Source organism: Klebsiella sp. OBRC7, assembly GCF_000293135.1.
GTDB lineage: Bacteria > Pseudomonadota > Gammaproteobacteria > Enterobacterales > Enterobacteriaceae > Klebsiella > Klebsiella michiganensis.
On record NZ_ALNJ01000093.1, the window covers coordinates 38,982 to 60,109 of the forward strand.

Sequence of the window (21,128 nt, forward strand, 5' to 3'; positions counted from 1 at the left end):
CTGCATCACGTTACTGCGAAAGTTCGATACGCTTGACATCGCCCAGGATAAAGACATAAGCCGCCACGCCCAGCAGGGCTGCGCCGCCGATATAAATCAGCGCGTAAAAGAAGTTGCCGGAGGCGGCAACAATGAAACCGATAATCAGCGGCGTCAGGATCCCGGCGAGGTTAGCGCAGAAGTTAAACAGGCCACCGGTCAGACCGCCAAGGCCTTTCGGCGCGATGTCGGAGATCAACGTCCAGCCCAGCCCGACCATCCCCTGACCAAAAAAGGCGAACGACATCACCAGAATCACCGCCAGATCGCTGGTCAGCCAGTTGGCGGAGATAATGGTGCTCGCCATCAGCAGACCGGCAATGATCGGCAGCTTACGCCCGAGGTTCGCCGAGCCGGTGGCCTTCAGCAGCTTATCGGAGACCCAGCCGCCGAACATCACGCCGCCCGCCGCCGCCAGAAACGGCATGATGGCGAAGAAGCCGACCTTAATCCACGGCATATGGCGTTCGGTGGCCAGATAGGTTGGAAACCAGGTCAGGAAGAAGACCAGCACCGTATTACCGGCAAACTGCCCGATACTGGCGCCGAGAATCTGCCGTTTCGCCAGCAGCTGGCGGATCAGCGGCCAGCTAAAGGCGGTATGCTGCTCTGCACCGGTGGACATTCCGCCGCCGTTGACGATGTGCTCGCGCTCCAGCTGATTGAGGTGTTTATCCTCATGCGGCTCGCGATAGCAGCGCCACCACACCAGCGCGAACATCACGCCGGCGGCGCCGACGCTAATAAACAGCGCGCGCCAGCCAAAGCTGCCCATTATCCAGAACAGCAGCGGCGCAAAACAGGCCAGCCCGAGATATTCGCCGACGGTATAGACCGCCGTCGCCTTCGCGCGCTCCTGCTGCGGGAACCAGGCACTCACCACCCGGCTGTTCACCGGGAAACAGGGGGCTTCGCTGACGCCGAGGCCAAAACGGCACAGCAGCAGGGTTTTCAGGCCGACCGCCAGGCCGTGGAACATGGTGAATAGCGACCACAGGGTCAGCGCCAGAAAATAGGTGACTTTATTACCGAAGCGGTCAAGGAAGATGCCGCCGGGGATCTGCGCCAGCGCGTAGGTCCAGGCAAAGGCGGAGAATACGATGCCCATCATCGCGGCATCAATACCCAGCTCTGCGGTCAGCTGCGGCGCGGCAATCCCCAGCACCGTGCGGTCGAGATAGTTGATCATGGTGCCGACCGCCAGCAGCGCAAGGATACCGATACGCCGCCGGGAAGGCCGCGCGCCGGACGCGGCGGCGGCCGTCGTGTGATTATGGCTATAAGAGTTCATAGTCGTTTCCTGTCATAGGGTACAGCCGGATGTTGTTATTGTGTTTGCGACGTTGGGTTGTGAACCATTTGCTACATTACTCGGTGTACTGCATTGCTGACAAGCGTACAGCTGCATTTACAGCACCATAAAGTGCGTAACCGTTGCGCCGCTCGGTCAATTCAAAGAAAAAGCGTCCGGCAGAAAACGGGCGGGTATAAAGGTGCAGGAATTCACCGCCGCTTCCATCACGATCGTAAAGAATTTGATAATTCTTCAGCAGGTTGACCTGAACATCCTCGCCAAAACGGGCCAACAGATCTTCATAGTAGTTCGCCGGGATCGGCAGCGCGTTGACCGCAACCGGAGCCAGGCTGGCGAGCGTGGAGGGTAAATCGTGGCAGGCAAACGCCGCGTGCTGTAAACCTGCTCCCTGATAACAGGCTACCGAACGGGCAATTTGCGTGGCGCGGCTTTGCGAAATATTGAGCGCGAGACGAATGTCGCCCTGCGGACTGCGCACCGCCAGGCTACGCACCAGCCCGTAAGGATCGGGCAGGGTCTGCTCATGTTCGAGCGTAAAGCCGAATACCGTGCGGAAAAAGATAATCCAGTTATCGCGGCTGTCCGCCTCCATGCCGAGGGCCAGATGATCGATACCCCGATAATCGTCGCGCGGCGTGACGTTCGCGCGCAGATGAAAATCGCGGGTGTAGATATCGTCCCCCATCTCAATCAGATAAATAAGGCTGCCGTCCGGGGCGCAAACCGCCGGGATGGGGCTTTCGTTCGGCCCGGCATCGCCCTGCCAGGTGGCGTAGCCTAAGGCGCGTGCCCGTTCCACGATCGCCGCGCTCTGGCTGACGCGCAACGCCATGGCGCAGAGGGAAATCCCGTGACGCTGGTGAAAATGATCGGCCCAGCTATGCGGCTGGGCGTTGACCACCACCCTCGCCCCGCCGTTGCGCCAGAGGGCGACGCGTTTTGAGCGATGCGTCCCCTCTTCGGCAAAGCCGAGCTGCGTCAGCCTGTGTCCGAGTTCGCCCGCCTGCGCCGGCGTGGCGGCAAACTCGATAAACTCCAGACCGGCGTAGAGGGGCAGTTCCGCGGGGGAAAAGAGCGGCGCCCGGCTTTCCGGCAGCCGCTGACGGACCTGCTCTTCCAGCCACAGCAGCGAGCGATAGCCATCTTTCGCCGTCGCGCCGTTGGGCGATGCGCGGAAGCTGTCGTTAAAGATCTCCAGCGACCAGGGGCCGCAGTAGCCGCGGCGGGTAAGATCGCAGGCAAACTCCACCAGCGGCAGCTGCCCCTGGCCGGGAAAACAGCGGAAGTGACGGCTCCATTCGAGGATATCCATTTTCATCAGCGGCGCGTCGGCCATCTGTACAAAGGTGATTTTTTCCAGCGGCACGTCCGCCAGCTGCGCCAGCGTATCGCCGCGCGCCAGCACGTGGAAACTGTCGAGCACGATGCCCAGCGCCGGGCTATCGACGCTTTTGACCCGCGCCCACGCCTGATGCCAGCGGTTGACGTGGGTGCCCCAGGCCAGCGCCTCGTAGCCAATCGTGATGCGTTCCTGCTCCGCCAGCGCAGCAAGGGCGCGTAAGTCGGCGACCTGCAGCTCGACGTCAGCGGAACAGTCCGGCTGAACGTTGCTGCACAGCAGCAGGGTGTCGCAGCCCAGCTCGTGCATAAGCGCAAATTTGCGCCTGGCGCGTTCCATGTTGGCGGCGAACTGGGCGCGGCTGGCGCCTTCAAAATCACGAAATGGTTGAAAAAGCGTGATTTTTAGCCCTAAATCTGCCGCCAGGTGGCGGATATCGGCCGGCGTACCGGTATAATAGAGCAGATCGTTTTCGAAGATTTCGACGCCCTGATAGCCCGCCGCTGCGATGGCATGGAGCTTTTCGGGTAAGGTACCGGAGATCGAGACGGTGGCGATGGAACGCAACATAGAGTCCTCGGGTCATTAGCTGACTTAGTGACCTGAATATGTATCATTTGGTTCAAATACGCCATGATTGGTTGCAAAATTGTGATCAATATGTGTATTTTTTGCATCTCAAGAAAAGGAGCCGTTATGTCCGTCGTTGCTCATGATGAAGCGCAGTCTCTGAAAGAGCGAATCTTCGCCGCCGCCATTACCGTTTTCGCCGAGCATGGACTGTCGGGCGCGCGGATGGAGCAAATCGCCACCGAAGCGCAGACCACCAAACGCATGGTGGTCTACTACTTCAAGACCAAAGAGCTGCTTTATCAGGCCGTGCTGCAGCACGTCTACGCGAAGATCCGCGAAACCGAGCAGCAGCTCGGGCTGGAAAACGTACCGCCGGTAGAGGCGCTGGTACAGCTGGTGAAGTGGAGCGTGCGCTATCACGCCACGCACGCTGACTATATGCGGGTGATCTGTATGGAAAACATGCAGCGCGGGAAATGGCTGAAAAGTTCAGGTCAGCTGAAACCGCTGAACCGCACCGCCCTGTCGATCCTGGAAGATATTCTTCAGCGCGGGCAGCAGCAAGGGGTGTTTCAGGCCGGGCTGGAAGCGCGCGATGTGCATCGATTAATCAGCAGCTTTAGCTTCTACCAGGTATCAAACTTTTATACGTTCAGCAGCCTCTACCTGGACGATCCGATGCCGGCTATTGATGATGAAGCGATGGTCGCCCACCACTGCGATATTGCCGTCAAGGCGGTTATTCGCTTTGTCATTTCCTGAAGCGCGCGGGAAGCGCCCGGCGGCGGCTAGTTTCCGGAAAGCGCATGGACCACCTTCTCCATCGCTTCCTGCGTCAGCGCGGAACGTTTGATTTTCGGGTTCGCCAGGGCGGTGCGCACCACGCCGGCGATAACGATATGCTTTGGTTCCTGGCCCAGGTCGCGCATCTCCAGCACGACTTTGCCCACCACGCGGCACATTTCCTGATACAGCGCCTCATCTTTGGCTGTGTTTCCCATTCTATTTCACTCTCAATTTTTCATTATCAATCAAATCATTATTGATATATTTCCTGAGTAAATCAAACCAGCTCCGCGTTTGCGCCTCAGAGACCGCTTTTCCCTGGCAAACTTGTGAATAAACCCGCGTTTCCGCCCTCTTTATCTTGTCAGGTGATGAAAAAATGTGTTGCGCATAAGCGTAGGATTAGTTTGCATTTTGTTAAGTATATAACTATAGAAATGAAACATGGTTTTCATTTTCTTTTTTGGATTTGGCAACGTATAATGCCCAACAAATTCTTATTGAATGGTTTCAGCGCATTGGATTGCATGACTAAACGCATAACACGTTGCCTCTTTTCATGGGCTGAACCGCCAGCACACATTCTTCTGCACGCTCTTTTGTTGTCACCTATCCTTAGAGCGTGGCATAGCAACTTTCGTAATACAGGTTTAACTCTGCGGCAGTGCGCCCACGGAGTCAGATTCCCCATCCCTATCCTTCACAACTTAAAGATTAAACTGTCATGAAAAAGACCAAAATTGTTTGCACCATCGGTCCGAAAACCGAATCCGAAGAGATGTTGACCAAAATGCTGGACGCGGGCATGAACGTTATGCGTCTGAACTTCTCTCACGGTGACTACGCGGAACACGGTCAGCGCATCCAGAACCTGCGCAATGTGATGAGTAAAACCGGTAAGAAAGCGGCAATCCTTCTGGATACCAAAGGTCCGGAAATCCGTACCATTAAGCTGGAAGGCGGCAACGACGTTTCTCTGAAAGCGGGCCAGACCTTTACCTTCACCACCGACAAATCCGTCGTCGGTAATAACGAAATCGTTGCGGTGACCTATGAAGGTTTCACCAGCGATCTGAGCGTCGGCAACACCGTACTGGTTGACGATGGTCTGATCGGTATGGAAGTCACCGCTATCGAAGGTAACAAAGTTGTTTGTAAAGTGCTGAACAACGGCGACCTTGGCGAGAACAAAGGCGTTAACCTGCCGGGCGTGTCTATCGCTCTGCCGGCGCTGGCCGAAAAAGACAAGCAGGACCTGATCTTCGGTTGCGAACAGGGCGTTGACTTTGTTGCGGCCTCCTTTATCCGTAAGCGTTCTGACGTCGTTGAAATCCGCGAGCACCTGAAAGCCCACGGCGGCGAGAAGATCCAGATCATCTCCAAAATTGAAAACCAGGAAGGCCTGAACAACTTCGACGAGATCCTCGAAGCCTCTGACGGCATCATGGTTGCGCGTGGCGACCTGGGCGTTGAAATCCCGGTTGAAGAAGTGATCTTCGCGCAGAAGATGATGATCGAAAAATGTATCCGCGCGCGTAAAGTCGTTATCACCGCGACTCAGATGCTGGATTCTATGATCAAAAACCCGCGTCCGACCCGTGCAGAAGCAGGCGACGTGGCTAACGCCATCCTCGACGGCACCGACGCCGTTATGCTGTCCGGCGAATCCGCAAAAGGTAAATACCCGCTGGAAGCGGTCACCATCATGGCGACCATCTGCGAGCGTACCGACCGCGTGATGACCAGCCGTCTTGAATACAACAACGACAACCGTAAGCTGCGCATCACCGAAGCGGTTTGCCGCGGTGCGGTTGAAACGGCTGAAAAACTGGAAGCGCCGCTGATTGTTGTGGCAACCCAGGGCGGTAAATCCGCGCGCGCCGTACGTAAATACTTCCCGGATGCCACCATCCTGGCGCTGACCACCAATGAAACGACCGCGCGTCAGCTGGTGCTGAGCAAAGGCGTTGTGGCGCAGCTGGTTGAAGATATCTCTTCTACCGATGCCTTCTATATCCAGGGTAAAGAGCTGGCGCTGCAGAGCGGCCTGGCGCGCAAAGGCGACGTGGTTGTTATGGTCTCCGGCGCGTTAGTCCCGAGCGGAACCACCAATACCGCTTCCGTGCACGTGCTGTAATAATTTACAGGTTAATTAGTATTTCCTTTAAAAGCGCCTCTCGGGGCGCTTTTTTTTATTCTGGTACTAGCCGCTATTAATAAAAATGCAAATCGGAATTTACTATTTAATGCGAGATTATCTAAGATGAATCCGATGGAAGCGCGCTGTTTTCACTCGCCTTTTTAACGTTACGTGATGATTTCGATGCTTCTTTGAGCGAACGATCAAAAATAAGTGCATTCAGGTAAAAAAATATTCTCATCACAAAAAAGTTTGTGTAATACTTGTAACGCTACATGGAGATTAACTCAATCTAGAGGGTATTAATAATGAATCGTACTAAACTGGTACTGGGCGCGGTAATCCTGGGTTCTACTCTGCTGGCTGGTTGCTCCAGCAATGCTAAAATCGATCAGCTGTCTTCTGACGTTCAGACTCTGAACGCTAAAGTTGACCAGCTGAGCAACGACGTGAACGCAATGCGTTCCGACGTTCAGGCTGCTAAAGATGACGCAGCTCGCGCTAACCAGCGTCTGGACAACGCAGCTACTAAATACCGCAAGTAATAGTATCTGTGTAATAAAAATGGCGCACATTGTGCGCCATTTTTTTTGCCTTACCTTTTCCCGCCTACTGCACCCTTTTCGCTTCATCTACCGGCGTATTATTCTGTACCGACAGGCTCGACGCGGTGCTTCCGCTCGCGGATACCACCACCGGATATCCTGCCCGCCGGGTCAGCGCGCGTTTAAGCTGCGCCTCATCAACCGCTTTATCCCCCGAGAATTGATGAAACTCCGCCGGAAGCGTATAGGCCATGGTCTGCGCATTGCTGGCCTCATCCGGCGTCAACGGGCGATGAACTTCAACATAACGCTTACCGTCCGGCTCCACGGCGAACTTGACCGGCTGGTTGATAATCCGTACCGGCGTCCCGCTTTTCACCTGATTGAATAAAGACTGGATATCCGCCGCGTTCATGCGCATACAGCCTGAGCTGACGCGCAGACCCACGCTGTCCGGCGCGCTGGTGCCATGAATCAGATATTCACCATTACCGTACGCCAGACGGAGCGCATATCGGCCTAGCGGGTTATTCGGCCCTGCGGGCACGACCGGCGGCAGTTTAATCCCCTTCTCCAGCGAACGGGCGCGGATGCCCGCCGTCGGCGTCCAGGTGGGGTTCGGGATTTTCTGCCCTATGCGGGTTGTCATCTCCGGCGTCTCCAGCCCCTGCTGACCAATCCCCAGGGGATAGACCTGCACCTGATTGACGCCCGGCGGGAAGTAGTACAGGCGCAACTCGGCCAGGTTGACGACGATGCCCTCGCGCGGCACGTCCGGCAGCAGCATCTGCGAAGGTATCAGCACCTGAGTACCCGGTTTAGGCTGTACCGGCGCCATAGTATCGTTCGCTTCAAGGATCAGCATCGCCGCCGTATCAAAACGACGGGCAATCGCCTGCAGGTTGCGGTCACCCTCCTGTACCGTCCAGAACTGGTTCTCACCAATCAGACGACTGTTGGCAGGAGGAAGGGGGTAATCAACGGCCCAGGCAGCGTGGGACGCGCTAAGGGCGCTCAGAAGGGCAATGGTGATAAGAGAAGCGCGTTTCATACTGAGATTCCTTCTTTCGCTGATAAAACGCCAGGCCTGTTATGCACGACGGGAGGCTCGCCTCCCGTCGTGCATAACAGAATGAAATCTACTGTTTTATTCTAGCTAAGATTTGCTGCTTTCGCGCGAATTGCGCGGATCATGGCTTCCAGTCCTTGCGACCGCGAGGGGGTAAGGTGCTGCGTCAGGGCCATTTTTTCAAACCACGGACGCACGTCAAACGCGGTGATATCTTTGGCCGTCATCTGGTCATAGAGGATAAACACCACCGCGATAAGGCCTTTGACGATGGCCGCATCGCTGTCACCACGAAGCGCAATCGCGCCGCTCTGCTCCTGCGTCATCACGATCCACACCTGGCTCTGGCAGCCCTGAATGATGTTCTGCGCGGTGTGTTCCTCCGGGCTCAGCGGCGCCAGGCGCTGACCCAGTTCAATAATATAGAGATACTTCTCTTCCCAGTTCGCACAACGGCTAAAGTTGCGCAGCAGTTTGTCTCTGTCCGGTAACGCCGCCATAGTTGCTTCCTTTAGCTTAATAATTTGTGGATCCGCTGTAGCCCCGCCACCAGTCGGTCCACCTCCTCCGTCGTATTGTACATCGCCAGCGATGCCCGACACATGGCCGGCACGCCGTAGAACGCCATCAGCGGCATGGCGCAGTGGTGCCCGGTCCGCACCGCAATACCGTAGTTATCGAGGAAGCTGCCGACATCATAAGCATGATGTTTGCCGAGATTAAAGGCGATCGCTCCCAGGCGATCTGGCGGGCCGTAAAGGGTTAAATCCGCCACGCTCTCCAGCGCCTGCAGCGCGTAGCGCATCAGGGTCTGTTCATATTCCGCGATGTGCGTCAGCCCCAGCGCGCTGACGTAATCCAGCGCCGCGCCCAGCCCGATGATGCCGCCGGTATTCGGCGTTCCCGCCTCGAAGCGCCACGGCGCTTTTGCCCAGGTCGTGCCTTCCGTCAGGCTGACCGTGGCGATCATCGACCCGCCCCCTTCCCACGGCGCCATCTCCTGCAAAATGTCCTGCTTGACGTAGAGCACGCCGATGCCGGTGGGACCGTACAGCTTGTGGGCGGAGAAGGCGTAAAAGTCGCACTCCAGCGCCTGCACATCCACCGGATGGTGCATCACCGCCTGCGCGCCGTCCACCAGCACTTTGGCGCCGTACTGATGGGCCAACGCCGTCAGAGCGGCGATGGGATTTTCGGTTCCCAGCACGTTCGATACCTGGGTAATGGCCAGCAGGCGGGTGCGCTCGTCCAACAGGCCGGGGATCGCATCCAGCTGCAGCGTACCGTCCTGGTTCAGCGGGATCACCCGCAGCTGCGCCCCCACTCTGGCGCACAGCATCTGCCACGGCACGATATTGGCGTGATGCTCCATCGCGCTGACGATGATGTTGTCGCCCGCGCCGACGTTGGCGTTTCCCCAGCTGTTCGCCACGAGGTTAATGCCTTCCGTAGTGCCGCGAACAAACACCAGCTCCTCCGCCGAGCGGGCGTTGAGGAACGTCGCCGCCCGCTGGCGCACCTGCTCCATGCTCGCCGTGGCTTCCGCGCTGAGGGTATGAATGCCGCGATGCACCGCCGCATAGCCGTGGCGGTAAAATTCCGCCTCGGCGTTAATCACCGCTTCCGGCTTCTGCGCGCTGGCGGCGCTGTCGAGATAGGCCAGCGGCTGGCCATTAACCTCGCGATTGAGAAGCGGGAAATCCGCGCGCACGCGTTCCACAGAAAATGTCATGCCTTACCTCCCGGCAAACGCTGGCCAATACGCGCCAGTATCTGCTGCCTGAGCGCCTCATCGTCGATCGCTTCCGTGAGCTCAGCGGCAAAGGCGTAAAGAATCATCTGCTGCGCCGCCTGCTGCGTAATGCCGCGTGAGCGCAGATAAAATAGCTGTTCGTCATCAATACGCCCGATGGTCGCCCCGTGGCTGCACTTCACGTCGTCAGCGTAAATCTCCAGCTGCGGTTTGGTATCCACTTCCGATAAGCGGCCCAGCAGCAGGTTGTTGTTGGTCATCTGGCCATCGGTTTTGATCGCATGCGGCGCGACGTTAATCAGGCCGTTAAACACCGCCCGCCCTTTGTCGTTGACGATGGTTTTATGCAGCTGGCGGCTGTTACAGTACCCGACCTGATGATCGAGCCAGGTGCGACTGTCGCAGACTTCGCCGTTGACCGGCATCGCCAGCGAGTTAATCCGCAGGGTGCTGTTTTCCCCCTTCAACTGCGTGCTGGTGTGGTGGCGCAGCACCGAGCTACCGAGCAGAAAACTGCTGCTGAAAGCGGAGGCGTCGCGCCCGAGCGCCAGGTCGTTATGGGCAAAGTGGTAGCTTTGCGCGTTCTCAAACGCCAGCTTGATATGCTGCAGGTGGGCGTTATCCGCCACGGTCATCGTCAGCCTTGCGCCGGTAAAGTGGCGCTCATCGTTAAGGCTCAGATAGTGTTCGATGATGGTCGCCTGCGCGCCGCTCTCCAGCGCCAGATGGTGGCGATAGTGGGCGGTGTTCATTTCATCGCTTGCCAGCCCACGCGTCAGGTGCATAATCAGCAGCGGTTTATCCGGGTGCTGGTTGCGCCTGACCCGAATATGGGTAACGGTGGTCGCCAGGCTTTCGGTCAAATGCAGAAAGACTTCGGGCTGAACGGCGTCAGGCAGCTGCTGACGCTCGTTATCCACCTGCACTTCATAGCCGCTGGCGGCCAGATCGTCACTCAGGCTCGCGCTAAACTGACCGTCGACAAACACCAGTCGCCATGCCTCTACCGTTAGCGCCAGTTCGTCGCGCCGGGCCGCCGTCAGCGTCTGCGGCTGAGCGGCGACAAAGGTCTGATTCAGTAGCGTGTCCAGCGGGGTATATTTCCAGTTTTCGTGTTTACGCGTTGGCAACCCCAGGCGCAGCAGCTGTTGCAGGTGCTGATGCGCCTGCGGGCTGCGCTGCCCGCTTTGGGACTCAAACAGATGGTGCCACTGCTGCAGCGCGTTACTGCTGTTCGGTAAGCCAGCCATAGCCCTGCTCCTCCAGTTGTTTGACCAGAGTAAAATCGCCGGATTTGACGATTCGCCCCTGGTACAGCACGTGGACGTAATCCGGCTTGATATAATCGAGAATGCGCTGATAGTGGGTGACGATAATAAATGAACGCTTGCCGTCGCGCAGGGAGTTGACGCCGTCAGAGACAATCTTCAGCGCGTCGATATCCAGCCCGGAATCGGACTCATCCAGGATGCACAGCTCCGGTTCCAGCACCGCCATCTGCAGGATATCGTTGCGCTTTTTCTCGCCGCCGGAGAAGCCGACGTTAACCGAGCGGGTCAGCAGATCCTCCGGCATCTTCAGCAGCTTAATTTTGTCTTCCATCAGGTCCTGGAAGTCAAAACGGTCAAGCTGCTCCTGGCCACGATAGCTGCGCACGGCGTTGAGAGCGGTTTGCAGGAAAAACTGATTGCTGACGCCGGGAATTTCCACCGGATACTGGAAGGCCATGAAGATGCCTTCACCGGCGCGATCTTCAGGGGAGAGTTCCAGTAAATCTTTGCCTTTAAACGCCACGCTGCCGCCGGTCACTTCATAGTCTTCACGTCCGGCCAGCGTAGCGGAGAGCGTACTTTTCCCGGATCCGTTCGGGCCCATAATGGCGTGCACTTCACCGGGGCGAACCTCCAGATCCAGCCCGCGCAGGATCGCTTTGTCTTCAACGGCGACCTGCAAATTTTTTATACTTAACATCTTATTTCCTTTGTTATCAGCCGACGCTGTGTTCAAGGCTAATTGCCAGTAATTTTTGCGCTTCTACGGCAAACTCCAGCGGCAGCTCTGAGAAGACGTCTTTACAGAAACCGTTGACGATCATCGAAATCGCATCGTCTTCGCTGATTCCGCGCTGCAGGCAGTAGAAGAGCTGATCTTCGCCGATACGGGAGGTGGTCGCTTCGTGCTCCAGCTGCGCGCTGTTGTTGCGGCATTCCACGTACGGGAAGGTATGCGCCCCGCTGTCCGGGCCAATCAGCATGGAGTCACACTGGGTGAAGTTGCGCGCGTTGGTTGCCGTCGGCATGATTTTGACCAGACCGCGATAGCTGTTCTGGCTATGGCCGGCGGAAATGCCCTTCGAGATAATCGTCGAACGGGTATTTTTGCCGATATGGATCATCTTGGTGCCGGTGTCCGCCTGCTGATGGCCGCTGGTCAGCGCCACCGAGAAGAACTCGCCGATGGAGTTATCCCCGCGCAGAATGCAGCTCGGATACTTCCAGGTGATCGCCGAGCCCGTTTCCGACTGGGTCCACGACATTTTGCTGTTCTCGCCTTCGCACAGGGCGCGCTTGGTGACGAAGTTGAGGATCCCGCCGGTATTGTTGTCGCCGGGGAACCAGTTTTGCACCGTGGAGTACTTCACCTCGGCGTCTTTATGAATAATCACCTCGACCACCGCCGCGTGCAGCTGGTAGCTATCGCGTACCGGCGCCGAACAGCCTTCGATATAGCTCACGTAGCTGCCTTCGTCAGCGACCAGAATGGTGCGTTCGAACTGGCCGGTTTTTTCCGCGTTGATGCGGAAATAGGTCGACAGCTCCATTGGGCAGCGTACGCCTTTGGGCACATAGATAAAGGTGCCGTCGGACGCCACCGCCGCGTTGAGGGCGGCAAAGAAGTTGTCGTTGCCCGGCACCACGGTGCCGAGGTATTTCTTCACCAGTTCCGGGTGATCGTGGATCGCTTCGCCGAAGGAACAGAAAATAATCCCCTGTTCCGCCAGCTTTTCGCGATAGGTGGTCGCCACCGAAACCGAGTCAAAAATGGCGTCGACGGCCACTTCCCGTCCTTCCCGCACCGGCACGCCGAGAAGGTTAAACGCCTCTTCGACTTCGCTGGTCAGAAACGCGCTGGACCCCGTTTGCTGCAGCGCGCCGGGCTCAGAGGCGCAGGTGTCATCGCAGTTGCCGCAGGAGGGCGCTGAATAATAGCTGTAATCCTGATAGTTCAGCTTGTCGTAGTGCGCCTTCAGCCAGTGCGGCTCTTCCATCGCCTGCCAGGCCTTAAACGCGTTCAGTCGAAACTCCAGCATCCATTCTGGCTCATTGCGGCGCGCAGAAATTGCCCTGACCACCTCTTCATTTATGCCTTTCGCCAGCTCATCGGTCCGTAGCCGAGTGAAAAAGCCCTCTTTATAGTTGAGTGGACCGCCGCTCCAGGTTTTGACATCGTCAGTTGCTTCAGTATTACGAGACATAGTTACTCCGCCTGAACGCCAAAACTTTCGCCGCAGCCGCATTCGTGCTGGGCTTTAGGGTTATGAAATTTGAAGATTTGATTTAAGCCTTCGCGAACGTAATCGAGCTCGGTGCCATCGATAAACGGCATCGCCTGCAGCGGCGCCCACAGCTTCGCGCCATCGCGCTCAAATAACAGATCGTCTTTCGCCGGTTCAGCAATTAGCTCGAGAACGTAGCCAAAGCCGGCGCAGCCGCTGGTTTTAACGCCAAGCCGCAGCCCCTGCATATCCGGCTGTTTGCGGACCAGATCGCGAATATGGGCGGCGGCGGCTGGGGTCATGACCAGCCCACGCCAGCTAAAATCTTCGGGATTGAAAGTTCCTGCATGTGAATTCATCGCTCTACCTCATAGGTTGACGCCATCGGGCCATATCGCTATGTTAGTGATAATGATTATCACTTCAACCCATCCAGAGAAGGGGTATTTCCCCATTCAGTGCTTTTTATAAGCATAGACCCTGACAGAAGAGATATCGGAGATGGAATAAATTGTTCAATGCATTGATTAATAATGCATTTCAGTGACAGAAAGGTAGAAATTGCAGGAAAGTTAAAATATGCATCGGAAATACCTATTTTTGAGATAGCGAATTTGCGTTGCGTAGAACCCACCGTGAAGGGCAAAAGAGTCACAATCACATACTGCGGGTAAAAAGGAGAAACGGCGGACGTTATCTTCCCCGGCTATGAGCCAAAAAGACCGCAATAACCACGAACATTAAAAGGGCAGCGCCATGGCGCCGATCAAGGCGCTACCGCGTATCGCTAAACGGATGCCCGTTTAATTGTACTGCAGCGTCATGACCACAACGGCACTCACGCTTCCGGGCGTCGCACCGCCTGACACCGATTTTACCGAGGCCTGCATAGCCAGGGTTGCGGTTCTGTCAGCCGCGATATTGTGGGTGATGCTGGAACCCGTTCCCTTTAGCACACCGCTGCCTGCTTCGCTCATCGCTACCGCCACGTTGGTTGCCGTACCGCTATTCAGATAATAGTCAGGACCGGCAAGCGGATCGGGAGTACCGATGAAGGAGGCCGTTACGCTGCGCGTTCCCGCCGGACAGTTGGTAAACAGCAGGTTAAAGGGAACCGGGTCGGAGGATGACCCGGGTGTGGCCATGTTGGTTGCCTGAATATCGCCCAGATTGACATCGAGGTTGCTGTTTCCCCCATTGAATATACAGGGCGAGGCGACAATATTTCCCGTCACCCCCATCGTCACGCTGTCGGCAGAAAAAACGTTCCAGCACAGTAACGTCAGAATAAGCAATTTTTTATGGCGTATTTTCATTTTTTCACCCGTTACTGGTACGTCAAATTAAGCGTGGCGGTCGCATTTGCCGAGCCTGACTCAACGGAAGTTAAGGTCTGATAATAACGGGCCGTCAACGGCAGCGTTTCTTGCCCGCCCGATGACCGTTTTAATAACAGCGGGCTATTGATGGCCAGCGGCGCGCCATTATATAAAAGCTGCACGCCGACGCCTTTTGCCGTCCCGGCGCTGCCCTGCCCCGTTAATGCCATTACGCTGGGGTTGGCGCTATCGGGATTTTGTACGCCGCTCAGCGAAACGGTGATATTGGTGCCGGCGTTGCAGCTTAACCCCAGATCTTGCGTATTCTGCGCGCCAGCGGGCGTGGTGCCTACCGTCGAGCCGAACGTTGAAGCGGGAATATCGCCAATGATGAAGTTCAACTGAGGCGTAGTGATACTGCAGGCCAGGGCGTTGATTGTCCCATCGGTCAGCGTTGCGGTCAGGCCATCACGATAGACGCCGTCGCTGCCCTGGAGCGTCACCACCCCGATCGTTCCCGGCGTTAATGCGCCTGATGATACCGGCCCGGTGACCACCAGCTGTATGTTGCCGCCGTACCAGTCGACATAAGAGGTCTGTGCGTTATAGGAAAATATATTACTCGGACTTTCAAAATAAGCGTTTGATGAAAAACGAATACCAATACCGCTAATATTAGTGTTGTAAACGTGATTACCGTAGCTGCTCAGCGTCGCATTATTATATCGCATGCTGAAACCCAGCATGAGTGGGTTAGTACAGCCGGAAAGGTAAGAGCCCGTAAATGTCCCGCCCCCCGAAAAAATAACGGTCCCGACCGGTGCGTCACGCGGTACGGTAATCGTTCCCACGGATACAGTGGAGTTCTGCGGGGTAATGGTGGTGCAGGTTCCGGCACGCGCACTATTCCATCCGGCCAATAAGCCGAGCAAAATAACAGAATAAATCAATCTCATGTTTAACGTTCCTGATGACAACTGGCGCTAACTTCTGTTATTCCAGCGTAGGTTGATTGTTTCGGCAGGCTGAAATCAGCACGGCACTGTTGGCTGGACTGGCGGCCCCACGTGACGACGATCGCCCCCTGCTCGCGCATTCCGCTTAAAAAAACCTGGCCGCGATCGCCAACGATAAAGCTGCTCTTATTATCATCCGCAAGCGTCACCACCGCCCCAAACGGCACGAAGCGGTTATTGTCGGTTAAGGTCATCAGGACCCTGCGCCCCACTTTGGAAAGATAATCGGCGCGCACCACCGCGCCTCGCGTCGGGGTAACCGTGTCGGTGTTTATCTCCAGCTCTACGTCCTCAGGCATATTTTGCGGATCGAGCGTCAGGTCATTTTTTCGATAGACGGAAATATTGCTGACTACCGTATATCCCCGGTAGTCCGTGCGCGCGCCGGGTTGGTTGCGAATATTCACGCCGTGTGCGCCGGGGGCTTTTATCAGGGCATTGGTTTCACCGAGCGGTTGGGAAAGCGTGATACCATCGGCGTGGGCGATAACGCCCCCCTGCAGACCATAATTAAGCCGCTCGCTGTTTTTGTCGTAGCTATACCCCGCCGTCACTTCGCCGTACGTCCCTTTATAGTCACCGTTCATATTGCCGGTGTAACCCACACCATCCGTACCGTAACCCTGCTGGACGTTCCAGTTCAGCGAGTTGTTCTCCAGCGCGACCCCGTTCATGCCGATATTATGCGTCGTTCCACCATTCTTGCTGGCGTTCATGCCATAGCTGGCCCACGTTTGCGGGAGGAATTTATCCAACGGTACGCTGACGTTAAACGCCAGCAGCTGGTCGTGGCCGCTGTTATTCGCGCTGTCGTTTGACGTCGCGCTGCCATTTTTGCTGTATGTCCAGGTCAGGCCGTAGCTGATATTGCGCCAGTAGTTGTTGTATCCGACGCTCCAGGAAGCCATCGACCTGGCGGAGTTCCAGTAATCTTCCCTCGCCGCGCTGAGGGTTAGCGATCCCAGTTCGCGGCTCAGCGTCTGGCTCATCGTCAGTTCCGCGCGGTTACGCCTGCGGTCCTGCAGCGCGCTGCTGTCTCCATATGAATCCAGAACTTCCTGCATCCCGTAATAGCCACTGGTGGAATAGCGGTATCCCGCAATGGAAAAGTTGGTCCCGGTATCAATGAAGTTTTTGCTGTATCGCGCTCGCCAGGATTGGCCGCGCGATTTTTCCGTTTTATCCGGCGTTGACCAGGCCTGCGTGACATCCGTGGAGATAGCGCCTAACGCCCCCATATTTTTACCCACGCCGAATGCCAGAGACTGATATTTGCTTGACTCCTGCAGGCCGCCATAGAGGGTAACACCCCGCTGCAGACCATAAATGGCGGTAGCCTGCCCGAAAGGAGTTTTATCCACGCTGCTGTTATATGAACGATACTGCCCGCCGGTGATGGCGTATTTGAATCGGCCTTCCCGCTGCAGTACCGGCAGCGAGGCGTAGGGCAACGTGAAGTGCTGTTCGCTGCCATCGGCTTCTTTAATCGTCACGTCGAGATCGCCTGCCCCACCGGTAGGATACATATCCGTAATTTCAAAGGCGCCCGGCGCAACGTAGCTTTGGTAGATCTGGTAGCCGTTCTGGCGCACCACGACCTGCGCATTGGTTCGGGCGATGCCGCGTACCACGGGCGCATAGCCCTTAAGAGAATCCGGCAGCATATCGTCGTCGGATGCCAGCTGGCCGCCGCGAAAAGGCATACTGTCGAACACGTCGGCAGGCGCGGAGCTGTCGCCAACGGTAAGCTGGGCTTTCAGAGGAATAACGGCCCGCTGCGCGTAGGTATAAACGGTGTCCCATTTATCCTGACCGGAGGACTCCCGTGACCAGGTGGTATAGTTGCGAAAACGCCACGGTCCGATATTGATCCCCGGACGCAGGTTCGCATACTGGCTGTCGCTCCCGGCGCCCTGGCCCGTTTTCGCCCGAGTGTTCGCCCCGCTCAGGCTGTAATTGAGCAATGCCGCTGTAATCCCATCATCCCACATTTCTGGCGGTACATAGTCCCTCGCAGGCAGGTCGATCGCCGCCTGGGGAATACTGATGACCAGCCGCTGGGCGCCAAACTGAAAATCAGCGCTGGCCTGTGGAATAGCCTGGAGATGGGCGCAATCACTATTTTCTACCGACAGCTGGGGAAAAAGTTCGGTTTTCACTCCCCACTGTTTTAATTGTTCCACGCTCAGACAGGGCTGTAATACCTCATTGCCACCCCCGGTCTTTGCCATCGCAAAAGGAATATCCCGGGTGTCCATTAACTGATCATCAAGAATAATATCCACATGGTATGTTCCCGGCGCCTGAGAGCCCGATTCAAAAGCCGATAAATCCGCTTTGCCCACGCCGGGATTATCCAGCTCTACCAGGGCCGTATTAAACGAATCACTGGCATACAGTTCCGTAGAGAAACCGGTCAACACTATGGCGATAAGCGTAGCCAGGCGAGCAGGTCGCAACTTATTATTTTTTATTATCATCGCTATTAACCTATTTAACGCTGGTTTTGCCATTTACTCAGAGATTACAAACTGGCTTGATGTGACGGACCGGGGCTACCGTAGTCATTAATGATTTTAAAAGTCAGGGCATTGCCGGAGGCCCCGTCCGGCAAGCGGAATCGGGCGGTCGACCCCGGCATGACGTAGGTCACCTGGGCAAGCATTTTTCCTCCCACGGTAATTTCATTGAAATTAATGACGTAAGCCGTTGGGTTATTAACCTGAAGTTCATTGCCGCTTCTTTGCCAGGTGAGTTTATTCGCCTGTTCCTCCGGCGCTGAGGCACGAAGCGTAGCGGGACGATAAATCAGCTTGATACGCGTTTTTACAGCAATTTGCAGGGAGTTCATCTGCTTTGATGCTGAGGGAATCGCTTTAATATTCACCCAAAATAAACTTTCTTGCGTTTGAGGCAGTGAACCTGTCGCGACAATTCGTTCAATATTCTTTTGTCCGCTGTCGAGGCGATACATCGGTGGTGTAATAATAAAAGGTGCTTTACCAGAACCCCCTTCCTGCTCATCTATCCATGACTGAATTAAATAAGGCGTCGCATCAGGATTATTAACGCTGATTGACGCTTCTTTTTTTGCACCATCGAAAATGATCCGCGTGCCGCCAATAATTACCCCGGCAGTGGCGGTTGCCTGCACCAGCGTAAACATTGTTATCGCCAGGCCAATTGTTCTGATAAAACGCATTTAATACCTCTTAAAACAAAGGGGCCGGGCCGGCCCCCCTACTGATTACTGCAAAAGACTTAGTTGTAAACTACGGAGAAATTCGCCACCGAGTTAGCTGGGCCGGCAACCACCGTCGAAGTGGTCGACACATACTGAGCATAGAAATTCAGCGTATTATCAGCGGTGCTGCTGAGCGGGTAGGAGTAACCGTTGCTGCCGTGCAGAGGCAGATCGGCTTTATCCGCCGTCATCAGATTAATCGCGACACCGGTTGCTGCGCCAGCGACCGACGAGTCAATGGCCAGCAGGCTGGCGTTGCTTAAATCAGGCGTACCATCAAAGCGGACCTTGGCATTGGTAACCGTCACCGGACAGTTCTTCAAAATAATATCGAATTTCGTCGCAGCGGTTCTCGAACCGGCCGCTGGAAATTCAGTTTTATAATAATCGCCCAAAACAACCACCTGGTCCTTTGACGCGACATCGATATCGCAGGCGGCATCTAAAATATTGCCATTAAAATTAACGGTACCCGCTGCTGCGAAAGCCTGAGTCATTGATAATGCAGAACCTGCTGCAAGCATCGCAATAACAATTTTCTTTTTCATAACGATACATCCTGTTTTATTTTATTTACATTCAGGCAAAATATTTAATAAACGCATTTTGCCATTGCTTTAATATATTGCCGGGAATCAGTGGCATATATCACACCACCGTTTCATTTTATTAAAACCGGATTACCCCTGCCGACGAGACAAAATTTATACAACATTTTTTCAGCGCACAATCTATTTCGCGGTCTAAATGTAGACTCGAAATTAACAAAAATAAAACATTCAAATTGAGATATTACTTAATCACACAAACCCCGGTCTACTTTTGGACTCGTGGTATAAAATAAATAAAATCAATAAATTACATACATAACCCACCCGGGTCTATTATTAGACCCGGCGCGAATGTTCCCTGACATGCTGTTTTTTAAGATAATTCCCAACATCGATCAAAAAAACGATCGCATAAGTTAGTGAGGTATCTTATGAATACGAGAATTATTCCTGAACTCGGCAACGAGCCAGCAGAAGTACTTGAGATAAAACCCTTTAAGCACATTGAGAAATTAATTGATAATGTCCTGCCGTACGCCGAGAGGCGAATAGTCTCGAAAGGAGACATTGTTCATTATTACGATAATGACGTTCGTCAGTGTTTTTTACTTATCCAGGGCAGCGTCGCGCTGCATCGTCGCGGGGACGGTATTGTTTTAAACTCAGAGTCATCGCCCTTTCTTCTCGGCGTATGTAGTCAGTTTTCTTCTGAACGTCTTTACGTCAGGGTACTGGAAACGTCGGAAATTGCGGCCGTTTCGCTGGAAACGTTTAATCGCGTGGTAGCGCAACAGAATTTATGGGAGCATTTTTCAAAGCTGCTGATCTATACCGCATCGCGGGTTTATGAGCACTGCTCCCAGATATCACAAATGTCCGCCTATGATATTATCCGTTTTCAACTTGTTGAATTAATGCAAGAGCCCGAAGCTATCCGGCAAAATATCACCGCGGCGGCCTATATCAAAAGTCGAACCTATCTTTCCCGCAGCGGCGTTATGCGCATCCTCGCAGAGCTACGAACGGGTAAATACATTACCATGGAGCGCGGAGTGCTGATTGACATCCACCACCTGCCGCGAAAGTATTGATTGTTCATGTATCTTCGGAGTGGCAAGAGATACGCGTGAGGTTATAATAATTCCGATCTCCTTAAGGATGTTCTGACTATGTCATCGGCTAATCAACCCTTCCGCGGCTCCCCTTACGCACAGGAATTTATTTCTCATTTGCAGCCCTACTGCACGACGTACCGAACGGGCCGCGGCGAGCAGTTTGATCTTCAGGTTAACGGTCAAGGGATGTGTTATCTCCTTCTTGAGGGGACGATAGCGATATACCGAAGAAGTGACAACATGATGCTTTCCACGGCGCTCAGTCCCGCTCTTTTCGGCCTCGCTAACCTGACGGATATTTACTTTGATGACTATTTTAAAACCGTCACGCCGTGTCAGATTGGCGTACTCACGGCCCGTCGCGTCGAGGAAATCATTAAAGAGAAGGCGCTATGGGGACTGCTCTCTAAACAACTGATGTTTGTCTATAACCGCCTCTATCATAACGTCATGCCCCAGGGCACGCCAACGGCATACGAGATGATTCGCCAGCAGCTGATCAAACTCATGGAGGAAGAAGTGGATTATCGCCACAGCGTGACGGCGGAAAAATATATCAGAGAGAAAACCCGGCTTTCCCGCAGCGGCGTAATGCGTATTCTGGCCGCTCTGAAAACCGGCGGTTTTATCGAAATGGAAGAGGGAAAACTCATAAAAATCAACAAACTTCCTGCTAAGTACTGATTATGCGGATTGGGCTTTCGGCTCTTTCGCGGTCCGGCCTGCGCGCCTGAATGCATTCATGCAACAAATTCTATTCGTTTTCATTATAAGTATTGTCATTTCACAGAAATAAAGATTTATTCACTGCTGACTGGCTCATGTAGA

The 21,128-nt window shown here is 54.8% G+C and carries 20 protein-coding genes; 5 read left to right on the forward strand and 15 right to left on the reverse strand.

The features are described 5' to 3' along the window. Positions 1 to 10: 10 nt before the first annotated feature. A complete protein-coding gene (locus HMPREF1144_RS19525) occupies positions 11 to 1,330 on the reverse strand; it encodes an MFS transporter (protein WP_004851724.1) in 1,320 nt (439 codons plus the stop codon). A gap of 76 nt (positions 1,331 to 1,406) precedes the next feature. After that, positions 1,407 to 3,263, reverse strand: a complete 1,857-nt coding sequence (locus tag HMPREF1144_RS19530; RefSeq protein WP_009653718.1) for a bifunctional sugar phosphate isomerase/epimerase/4-hydroxyphenylpyruvate dioxygenase family protein — start codon at positions 3,261 to 3,263, stop codon at positions 1,407 to 1,409. A gap of 126 nt (positions 3,264 to 3,389) precedes the next feature. Between HMPREF1144_RS19530 and HMPREF1144_RS19535 the strand changes: the two genes are divergently transcribed. Then, positions 3,390 to 4,028 (forward strand): TetR/AcrR family transcriptional regulator, encoded by a 639-nt coding sequence (locus tag HMPREF1144_RS19535; RefSeq protein WP_004851727.1) that lies wholly within the window; start codon positions 3,390 to 3,392, stop codon positions 4,026 to 4,028. A 26-nt stretch (positions 4,029 to 4,054) separates the two neighbouring features. Here HMPREF1144_RS19535 and fumD read toward each other — a convergent pair whose 3' ends face one another. Beyond that, a complete protein-coding gene (gene fumD / locus HMPREF1144_RS19540) occupies positions 4,055 to 4,267 on the reverse strand; it encodes a fumarate hydratase FumD (RefSeq protein ID WP_004851729.1) in 213 nt (70 codons plus the stop codon). Positions 4,268 to 4,776: 509 nt separating this feature from the next. Here fumD and pykF point away from each other — a divergent pair. Together pykF and lpp are read left to right on the forward strand one after the other, a co-directional pair. After that, positions 4,777 to 6,189: a pyruvate kinase PykF gene (gene pykF / locus HMPREF1144_RS19545; protein ID WP_004119183.1), complete on the forward strand. Its 1,413-nt coding sequence runs from the start codon at positions 4,777 to 4,779 to the stop codon at positions 6,187 to 6,189. A 311-nt stretch (positions 6,190 to 6,500) separates the two neighbouring features. Further along, positions 6,501 to 6,737, forward strand: coding sequence for a murein lipoprotein Lpp (lpp, locus tag HMPREF1144_RS19550; protein ID WP_003029373.1), 237 nt, complete (start codon positions 6,501 to 6,503; stop codon positions 6,735 to 6,737). A 64-nt stretch (positions 6,738 to 6,801) separates the two neighbouring features. Here the strand turns inward: lpp and ldtE are convergent, their stop codons facing one another. The 12 genes from ldtE to HMPREF1144_RS19610 all read right to left on the reverse strand — a co-directional run bounded on the left by ldtE (position 6,802) and on the right by HMPREF1144_RS19610 (position 19,182). Next, positions 6,802 to 7,788, reverse strand: a complete 987-nt coding sequence (gene ldtE / locus HMPREF1144_RS19555) for a L,D-transpeptidase LdtE (RefSeq protein ID WP_009653739.1) — start codon at positions 7,786 to 7,788, stop codon at positions 6,802 to 6,804. 101 nt (positions 7,789 to 7,889) lie between these two features. Then, positions 7,890 to 8,306: a cysteine desulfuration protein SufE gene (gene sufE, locus HMPREF1144_RS19560; RefSeq protein ID WP_004851737.1), complete on the reverse strand. Its 417-nt coding sequence runs from the start codon at positions 8,304 to 8,306 to the stop codon at positions 7,890 to 7,892. Between the two features lie 11 nt (positions 8,307 to 8,317). Further along, positions 8,318 to 9,538, reverse strand: a complete 1,221-nt coding sequence (gene sufS / locus HMPREF1144_RS19565; protein ID WP_009653727.1) for a cysteine desulfurase SufS — start codon at positions 9,536 to 9,538, stop codon at positions 8,318 to 8,320. Then, on the reverse strand, positions 9,535 to 10,809 hold the full coding sequence (gene sufD / locus HMPREF1144_RS19570; RefSeq protein WP_004851741.1) for a Fe-S cluster assembly protein SufD: 1,275 nt from the start codon (positions 10,807 to 10,809) through the stop codon (positions 9,535 to 9,537). Before sufD ends, sufS begins: the two co-directional genes overlap by 4 nt. Continuing rightward, entirely contained in the window at positions 10,784 to 11,530 is a 747-nt protein-coding gene (sufC, locus tag HMPREF1144_RS19575; RefSeq protein ID WP_004851743.1) for a Fe-S cluster assembly ATPase SufC, read from the reverse strand. Before sufC ends, sufD begins: the two co-directional genes overlap by 26 nt. 16 nt (positions 11,531 to 11,546) lie before the next feature. After that, positions 11,547 to 13,034, reverse strand: coding sequence for a Fe-S cluster assembly protein SufB (gene sufB / locus HMPREF1144_RS19580; RefSeq protein WP_009653714.1), 1,488 nt, complete (start codon positions 13,032 to 13,034; stop codon positions 11,547 to 11,549). Positions 13,035 to 13,036: 2 nt separating this feature from the next. Next, a complete protein-coding gene (gene sufA, locus HMPREF1144_RS19585; RefSeq protein WP_004119171.1) occupies positions 13,037 to 13,414 on the reverse strand; it encodes a Fe-S cluster assembly scaffold SufA in 378 nt (125 codons plus the stop codon). Positions 13,415 to 13,858: 444 nt separating this feature from the next. After that, complete coding sequence (locus tag HMPREF1144_RS19590; protein WP_009653715.1) at positions 13,859 to 14,371, reverse strand: fimbrial protein; 513 nt, start codon at positions 14,369 to 14,371, stop codon at positions 13,859 to 13,861. An 11-nt stretch (positions 14,372 to 14,382) separates the two neighbouring features. After that, positions 14,383 to 15,330 carry a fimbrial protein gene (locus HMPREF1144_RS19595; protein WP_009653729.1) on the reverse strand — a complete coding sequence of 316 codons (948 nt, stop codon included), beginning with the start codon at positions 15,328 to 15,330 and terminating at the stop codon, positions 14,383 to 14,385. Positions 15,331 to 15,332: 2 nt separating this feature from the next. Continuing rightward, positions 15,333 to 17,870, reverse strand: coding sequence for a fimbria/pilus outer membrane usher protein (locus HMPREF1144_RS19600; protein WP_042928093.1), 2,538 nt, complete (start codon positions 17,868 to 17,870; stop codon positions 15,333 to 15,335). A 44-nt stretch (positions 17,871 to 17,914) separates the two neighbouring features. Further along, entirely contained in the window at positions 17,915 to 18,592 is a 678-nt protein-coding gene (locus tag HMPREF1144_RS19605; RefSeq protein WP_009653728.1) for a molecular chaperone, read from the reverse strand. 59 nt (positions 18,593 to 18,651) lie between these two features. Beyond that, entirely contained in the window at positions 18,652 to 19,182 is a 531-nt protein-coding gene (locus HMPREF1144_RS19610; protein WP_004851756.1) for a fimbrial protein, read from the reverse strand. A 434-nt stretch (positions 19,183 to 19,616) separates the two neighbouring features. On the opposite strand from HMPREF1144_RS19610, the gene HMPREF1144_RS19615 reads away from it, so the two are divergent. Together HMPREF1144_RS19615 and HMPREF1144_RS19620 are read left to right on the forward strand one after the other, a co-directional pair. After that, positions 19,617 to 20,276 (forward strand): winged helix-turn-helix transcriptional regulator, encoded by a 660-nt coding sequence (locus HMPREF1144_RS19615; RefSeq protein ID WP_004851758.1) that lies wholly within the window; start codon positions 19,617 to 19,619, stop codon positions 20,274 to 20,276. 78 nt (positions 20,277 to 20,354) lie between these two features. After that, positions 20,355 to 20,984 (forward strand): helix-turn-helix domain-containing protein, encoded by a 630-nt coding sequence (locus HMPREF1144_RS19620; protein ID WP_004851761.1) that lies wholly within the window; start codon positions 20,355 to 20,357, stop codon positions 20,982 to 20,984. The last annotated feature ends 144 nt before the right edge of the window (positions 20,985 to 21,128 follow it).